A 7,436-nucleotide genomic window follows, 5' to 3' on the forward strand; every position below is an offset into this window, starting at 1 on the left:
AATGGATCCGATGGATCTAAAGATGCTCTGCTATAAAGCTCATTTGCTTCCTGCGCATTAATTTCTGTCTGGTATTTTACGAAATCATAAGGATTCATCATTTCCATTTTATTTGTAAACTGTTGAAATCCTACCGTACTGTTTAATGATATCTGTACTTTACCAACATGTCCTCTTTTAGTATTAATGATTAATACACCATTTGCACCTCTGGAGCCATATATAGAAGTTAATGATGCATCTTTCAATACGCTGACAGACGCTATTTCCTCCGGATTTATGGTTACGTTACCGATATTCTCCACAACAACGCCATCAATTACGTAAAGCGGCGAATAATCCTTGTATAAAGAATTAGCTCCACGTATAACGACATCTGCATTTTCACCTGGCTGACCAGTTAACGAAGTAATTTTAACACCTGCCATTCTACCAGACAGCGCATCATCGAAATTGCCAACCGGGGCTTTTATAAAGTCTTCCGGTTTCGCTGTTGTCAATGCTCCAGCCACTTCTTGATATGGTTTAGCTCCGTAGCCAATATTTACCACTTCATTAAAAAGGCTGCTCTCAGTTTTTAGTTTTACATTGATAACTTTCTTGTTTCCAATACTTAGCTCCTGTTTTATATAGCCAAGTTTACTGAATACTATAGTAGAATCGGATTTATCCAAATTTAAATTGTATAAACCACCTTTCTGAGATAGTGTGGATTTTGCTGATTCTTTTACATAGATTTCAACTCCTGGGATTCCACGTCCCTCACTATCTGTTATCTTCCCTATTACAGAAGAATTTGAAGCCTGACTAAAAGCCTCATTATTAAACATCGCTATCAGGACAAGTATGATTACACACAAGCCTGTCATAGGTGTTAAAAATAATCGAGGATTAGCCCATTTAAAAAAAAGATTACTCATCATTTGAAACGGATATAAGGTTAGTAATTATAATATATTACGGTTACGTAACCGAAATTAGTGAATATAAATATTAAATCAAAATTATCTTAACACATTTTTTACAAAAACATCATTTAATATTAAAAAATAAATATATATTTGATTTACGGTAACGTTACCGAAGCAAGAATAAACTATAAAATCATTATAAATACTATTTATTAAAAATTATGGCACAATTAGATTACATCATTCTTTTTACTTATTTCTTTGTTCTTCTGGCTATGGGGGTTTGGGGATACATGCGTATCAAGTCATCAGCAGATTTCTATACCGCCGGAGGGAAACTCCCGTGGTGGCTTTCGGGAATTTCCCATCATGTTTCTGGTTATAGTGGTGCAGTGTTTGTTGCTTACGCTGCAATAGCATATACCCATGGCTTTACGCTTTATATATGGTGGGCTTTAAGTATCTCAATTGCTATGATTGGCACTACATTTATTATTGCTCCCAGATGGGCAAGACTAAGATCAAAATTAAAAATTCAGTCACCTACCGAATATCTCGCATTAAGATATAATTTGCCTACGCAACAAGTAATGGCCTGGAGCGGTGTAATCATAAAAATTTTTGATGTAGGTGCAAAATGGGCCGCCATAGGAATTTTATTAAATGCTTTTACCGGACTTTCATTTGCTCATGGAATCTTATTAGCCGGAACTGTAAGTATGATCTACATAACAATTGGTGGATTGTGGGCTGATGTAATAAATGATCTGGCATCTTTTATTATTCAATTTGTTGCAGGCATTACGTTATTGGTAATGGTTTTAATTAATTTAGGTGACGGTGCTTCCGGAATTTTCACCATGTGGGACAGATTACCAGAAAGTCACGCTAATGCCTTCAATTCTCCTTATACATTAGGCTTTGCAATATCATATATGGTTATCAGCTTTTTTAGCTATAGTGGTGGTACATGGCATTTAGCTACCAGGTTTATATCTTCTCCCTCAGGTTCAGAAGCAAAAAAAGCGGCTATGCTTTCTATGTTAATGTATTTGATTTGGCCTTTAGTACTATTCTTTCCGATGTTTGCCTCGCCTATTTTTTTGAAGGATTTAGCTGATCCTACACAATCTTATGCACTAATGGCCATGAAATTTTTACCACATGGTTTAGTGGGTTTGCTGTTAGCCTCTATGTTTGGAAATACATTGGCAATGACCGCAGCTGATGCAAATACCATATCTGCTGTAATAACAAGGGATATTTTACCCGTTTTATATAAAAAAATAACCTCATTTAATGAAAGAAAGATGTTATTTATTGCCAGAATAACAACCTTCTTATTTGTTCTTGTTACTATTATTATAGCCTTTGAATCTAAATCTTTCGGGGGCGTATTCGGATTAATTATTTCGTGGTTTGCGGCTTTAGTTGGACCAACCGCCGTTCCTATGATATTAGGTTTATTACCTGCCTTTAAATACAGTGACAGCAGAGCTGCTCTGCTTTCTATATTCGGAGGTCTGTTAACTTTTATATTGCTAAAGAGTTTTGCTACTGTAAGTCTGGCGGTAGATATATCCTCACCTATCATCGTATCTATCATAATTTATGTCGGATGGGGATTGTTATTTAAAAATATAAAACCAGAAGCAGAAGATATGTTAAAAGCTTTGAATGAGGACAATTAATATTTAAGCATATGAATACAACTATAGCAGGGTTCTCACTTGATGAACTACTAAAACAATATCATGAAAATTTATTTGATGATTTTCTACCTTTTATGGATGAGTATATCATTGATCATCAACATGGTGGATTTAAATGTAATACAGACCGGGCAGGAAATAACATAACTAAAAATAAGCGGACCTGGTTTGATGGGCGCGGAGTTTGGGTATACTCTTATTTATATAACAATTTTAAAAAAGACCCGCAATATTTAGAAATAGCTAAGAAAACTATCGATTTACTCTTTAAAGCTAAAAGGGACTATGCATTATGGCCCTGGGCTTATGACCAGTTCGGTAATGACCTAAAAGAGCGCAATCCTGATATTTATGGCGACTTATTCGTTGCTGAAGGGCTAATTGAATATAGTATTGCAACAGGCGATGTTTCCTACATCCAACAGGCTAAAGACATCATTTTTAATTGTGTAGAATTATATGACAGCGAAGATTATCTATATGATTTTGACTACAGACCTGATGTATCTACCATAAGGAAACCAAGAGTTTTAGGACACTGGATGATTATGCTAAGTCTATCAAAAAGCATACTTAAACATGAATATGATGCAGATATAGAGGCGTTATCAGACAGATGTTTAGACGCTTTGCTCAACCATCACCTTAATCCTGAATTTGGTCTGATGGTAGAGTTTCTCGAAAAAGATCTTTCTCTTCCCAAAGACGGTTTAGACCAATTTGTTTACATAGGGCATGCCATAGAATCTCTGTGGATGATTATGGATGAGGCCATTAGAAGGAACGATCATGCTCTGTTTAATAAATCCTGTGATTTATTCAAATATCATGTAGAAGTGGCCTGGGATGACGTTTACGGGGGAGTTTTTCATGGACTGGAAAATGTAAACGAGAACAAATGGCTGCTTGAAAAGGTCCTGTGGGCACAACAGGAAGTTTTAATAGGATTAATGATGATTATTGAATTCACCGATGATGAATGGGCATATAGATGGTTTGATAAAGCTTATAACCATGTAATAAACACCTACCCTCTAAAAAAACACGGATATAGGTTATGGAACATCGGGGGCGATAGAAAAATGACTTTCCAGAAAGAGGGTATTCGTATAGAGAATTACCATACACCCCGACATTTGATGTTAAATATTCAATTACTAAATAAAATCAAGGCTAAGTGGGATGAATCGTATGGCAAGTAATTGTAAATACGGTCAGAGGGTTATTTAAAAAAGCTCTTGTATCGCTCTTCTTCGCCAGTTTATCCGGCGAGTAAAGGAAAGATCCCATTCAGAAGCTATTCTAAATGGGATCTTTCTTTTTAAAGCCGTTGAAATGAAACATTTTAGACTTTTGAGCAGTCATTTTTAAAAACCTATTATGCTAAATCGGCTTTATAGTGTATTTTCCTTGAATGGCCTCAAAAAAGCCACAATTTTTATTTTCCTTTACTTCTATACTTGCAATTAATTTTCCTTTTGAATTCATGACGCCCCATTTGCCCGAACGAAGACCTGTAAGCACTATTTTATAGTTTTTCCTTTCCGGAATATCTATCTGAAAAGATTCAGATATAAACTGATCATCTTTATTGATACATACAACATATTTATCCGCCACTATCACACTCACACGCCCTATATCATAATGTTTTAAAGGCATAGGTTTAATAGAATCTGCAGTTACCTGAAATACAGTTAAAAATTGGTCTTTCTTCTGATCTTTCTTTGGCGAAATCATGATTCTATTAGCCGAAGATTCTCTATTGACAATTGGAGCTGTATATTTCTTTCCAAAGACCTCATTTGCGTCTTTTCCTCCTTTTACAACAATATCCCTGTCAGATGCATTTGGAAGTAACATATTCACATAAGTATTTCCTGTTAATTCACCTTTTTGGCTATGCAATACAATTTCATCCGATTTAATCTCAGGAACTTCGAAAGCATTTATTTGCCAGTACTTTTTAAAAGTGGGATCACTGGTAACCATATTATCATATACCACAATCATAGCGGGAATATCCGCTCGCTCCAGGTTCAAAAAACAAAAGCTTCTTTTATAGGATTCGAGTTTTTTACTATATGCTTTAGTTAAGTCTGCAGAAAAATAACTATAGAATGGCTTTTGTAATGAAGGCCCATAATCCTTAGCAATTATTTCACCATAGTTGAAGACAGGATTTCCTGTTACTTCCTGCGGTGTTTTAGGATGAATTTGAATAAAGCGGGCCCCTCCGTCATTTCCGTCTGTTCTATCAAATTTCTCCTTAGGATCTAATGCTAACATCATGCTATGAGCTACAGACCGCTTGCTTACATTATAATCGTAAGGTGTGCCATAAAACTTATATACACCTATATCACCAAACTGAAGTCCTCTGTAGTACAATTGCATAGCGCCGGCATCTGCATGTTGATGATTTCCAAAATGATATCCACCACCTTTTATCTCTGCCACTACATCATTACTGGTATTGCCCATATTCCAACCCGTCCTCGCTACCATAGATCCCAGAACCGGACCAAAATCCATAGTTAAAGGCAAAGAATTTAAGTCTTTATCTGCTTTAATAGCCGGGTCATTCAATAAAAGATACAAAACCGGATTGTCCAACACTCCTCCTTGTCTTTCAAATTCTCCTTTTATTTTTGGATCTCCGGAATAATTATAGGATAAAAACATACATAGCGGTGATTTCCAATAATAGGATTTTCCCGGAGCAGCGCTACCAAACCCATCGCCATCTCTAAACATTTCCCCGTCAGGCAACCTCATGTACTGCCAAAATTTAGGTACATTTTTAATATTGTCATCAAATACGGCTTTACCCGTCATTCTGTAAAACAACCAGGCAGCATGCATATCCCACGTAAATCTATATGAACCATAATTCACACCTTGATTATGTCTGGGAGACTGATACTCAAATTTTCTCATGGGAACCAGGGTTTCCAGTAGCGCATAAGAAACGTATTGGTAAGGCTGAGGATTCTCGTCATAAATAGCTATACTCATACTTAATAAATCTCTATTTACCTGAGCTTCATTACCATGTCCGTTTACGACGCTTTGAAGAAACGGTGGCCAGCCAATTTCCATATCATCAGCCAATCTCATTAAATTGCTAACAATAATCTTTTTCTCTTCCGGAGTAACTATATCGTAACACCAATCATAAACTTCCGATGAAATATAAATCGTTCTTCCAATCTCTCTTGTAATATCGAGAATATTACCAAATTCAACATGAGAAATATAGTCTTTTATTAACCCAATGGCCTCTCTGCCAATTTTTTTATCACCTGTCATCAAGTAATAGAATGCTTTTAATTCTGCTGCTTTTTCCAGTTTTTCATTGAAAGCAACTTCCTCTTTCGGATCAAATTTAAATTCGAAAGGTAGTAAAGCTGAATTCTTTACCTTTTCCCAATAAGCTTTATTCTCTCCTTTCTCTAAACGGGATTTTACAATTGGTAGCGATTCACTATTTACCCAAAGTCTTGGTCTTGTATTTAAAGGAACAACTTTTGGTGAATAATTAGCTGCCTGTGCAGGAACCTTTGGAGGTGTATAAGTTGATAGCTCAACCCTATCAAATATGACTCCTTTTGGGAGCCATATTTTCATGGTTTTATTTTTATCGATATCAAATTTTCCAGTCTCTTGTCTGGGACGATCCCACGGTACATATACTACCCTTTTAGTTGGCCTTTGATCATCTATTTGAATCTTCATAAATAAAGACTCGTATTTACCTTTAGCCTTCTTCATTAGCTCTGCTCCATACGCGTTAGTGTACGCAACAGTATGCATTCTATACCTTCCTGATTTTACATCTTGCAGATTAATAGTGATATCCGGCCTGGCATCGGGCGATTCTATATAACTTTTACTACCCTCTTTAAGTGATATACCTTTTTGATTTTGAACCCTGTTATCTTCTACAATTCCTATTCTTGTTGCATCAAGCTCCATCAATGAGGAAGGTATTATGTACTTGTTAATGCTTCCTGCGTCATTCGACGAATTCGTCTGAGCGCTTAAATTTAATGATAAAGCAAGTGAGACAAATACACAACAGGACTTTAAAACGTTCATGATACTTTTAGTATTTATTTGATAAAAATTTATTCAGTAATAGTTAAGATGATCTCTTTTGTTATGCTCTTTTCTCCTTTAGCAGAAGCATTTTTAGCTTCAAAAACTACTTTGTAAGTTCCTGGAATTGTATAGTAATAATTATAAAAAGTTAATTTCGGATCTGTATAAGATTTTATTGGCTTAGCCCAATCTTTGATCTCAAAACCATCTTCAACAGTGTATTGCTGAGTGACCCAATACTCATCCTGATCAGATGATACACTATATTTTGTGTATCCGGCTGCGTTATTGGCTGTATTAACGGCAGCGGTATTATTAGGCCACATGATAATGTACTGTGTAGGTGTTTCGTTGTAGCTTCTGTTTTCCGATCTGGTTGGAATTTTGTTCTCATTACAAGCACAATACTGTAAAAAATCATTCTTTAGCGATAACGCTGTTTCAGAGACATTTACTCCGTTTGTGTAATATAATTTCAGATTACTAAACCAAATAGTAGCTCCGGAAGTGGCTGGAGCTCGCTTCCTGTACCTTATCGCAATATTAAATTTGTCCCCTGGTTGTACCAGGTCCATTAAATTTGGTTTGTTAGTAATACCAGATTCTCCATTTCTCGCTGTAACCAGCGGATATCTATTTGTAATATCTATTTTTTTATCTGGTCCAAGATTATTAATGACATTGTAATCACTTCTATCTCCATCAAAAT

The 7,436-nt window shown here is 35.7% G+C and carries 5 protein-coding genes; 2 read left to right on the plus strand and 3 right to left on the minus strand.

The window, feature by feature from the left end; all coding sequences use genetic code 11:
* On the minus strand, window positions 1-923 hold a 923-nt coding region (locus ABWO41_RS13365), incomplete at its 3' end, for a TonB-dependent receptor plug domain-containing protein (protein WP_353138868.1).
* 209 nt (window positions 924-1,132) lie between these two features.
* Between ABWO41_RS13365 and ABWO41_RS13370 the strand changes: the two genes are divergently transcribed.
* Together ABWO41_RS13370 and ABWO41_RS13375 are read left to right on the plus strand one after the other, a co-directional pair.
* Complete coding sequence (locus ABWO41_RS13370) at window positions 1,133-2,602, plus strand: sodium:solute symporter family protein (RefSeq protein ID WP_353138871.1); 1,470 nt, start codon at window positions 1,133-1,135, stop codon at window positions 2,600-2,602.
* Window positions 2,603-2,613: 11 nt separating this feature from the next.
* On the plus strand, window positions 2,614-3,825 hold the full coding sequence (locus ABWO41_RS13375) for an AGE family epimerase/isomerase (protein WP_353138874.1): 1,212 nt from the start codon (window positions 2,614-2,616) through the stop codon (window positions 3,823-3,825).
* Between the two features lie 181 nt (window positions 3,826-4,006).
* On the opposite strand, the gene ABWO41_RS13380 is transcribed toward ABWO41_RS13375, so the two are convergent.
* Window positions 4,007-6,724 (minus strand): hypothetical protein, encoded by a 2,718-nt coding sequence (locus ABWO41_RS13380; RefSeq protein WP_353138877.1) that lies wholly within the window; start codon window positions 6,722-6,724, stop codon window positions 4,007-4,009.
* A 29-nt stretch (window positions 6,725-6,753) separates the two neighbouring features.
* Window positions 6,754-7,436: hypothetical protein (locus ABWO41_RS13385; RefSeq protein ID WP_353138880.1), on the minus strand; the 683-nt coding region annotated here is incomplete at its 5' end.

This window comes from Pseudopedobacter sp. (assembly GCF_040392825.1).
Classification (GTDB): Bacteria; Bacteroidota; Bacteroidia; order Sphingobacteriales; family Sphingobacteriaceae; genus Pseudopedobacter.

Coding starts and splice junctions, on each gene's coding strand:
- ABWO41_RS13370 (WP_353138871.1), top strand. CDS start 1,133: ATGGCACAATTAGATTACATCATTCTTTTTACTTATTTCTTTGTTCTT.
- ABWO41_RS13380 (WP_353138877.1), bottom strand. CDS start 6,724: ATGAACGTTTTAAAGTCCTGTTGTGTATTTGTCTCACTTGCTTTATCA.
- ABWO41_RS13375 (WP_353138874.1), top strand. CDS start 2,614: ATGAATACAACTATAGCAGGGTTCTCACTTGATGAACTACTAAAACAA.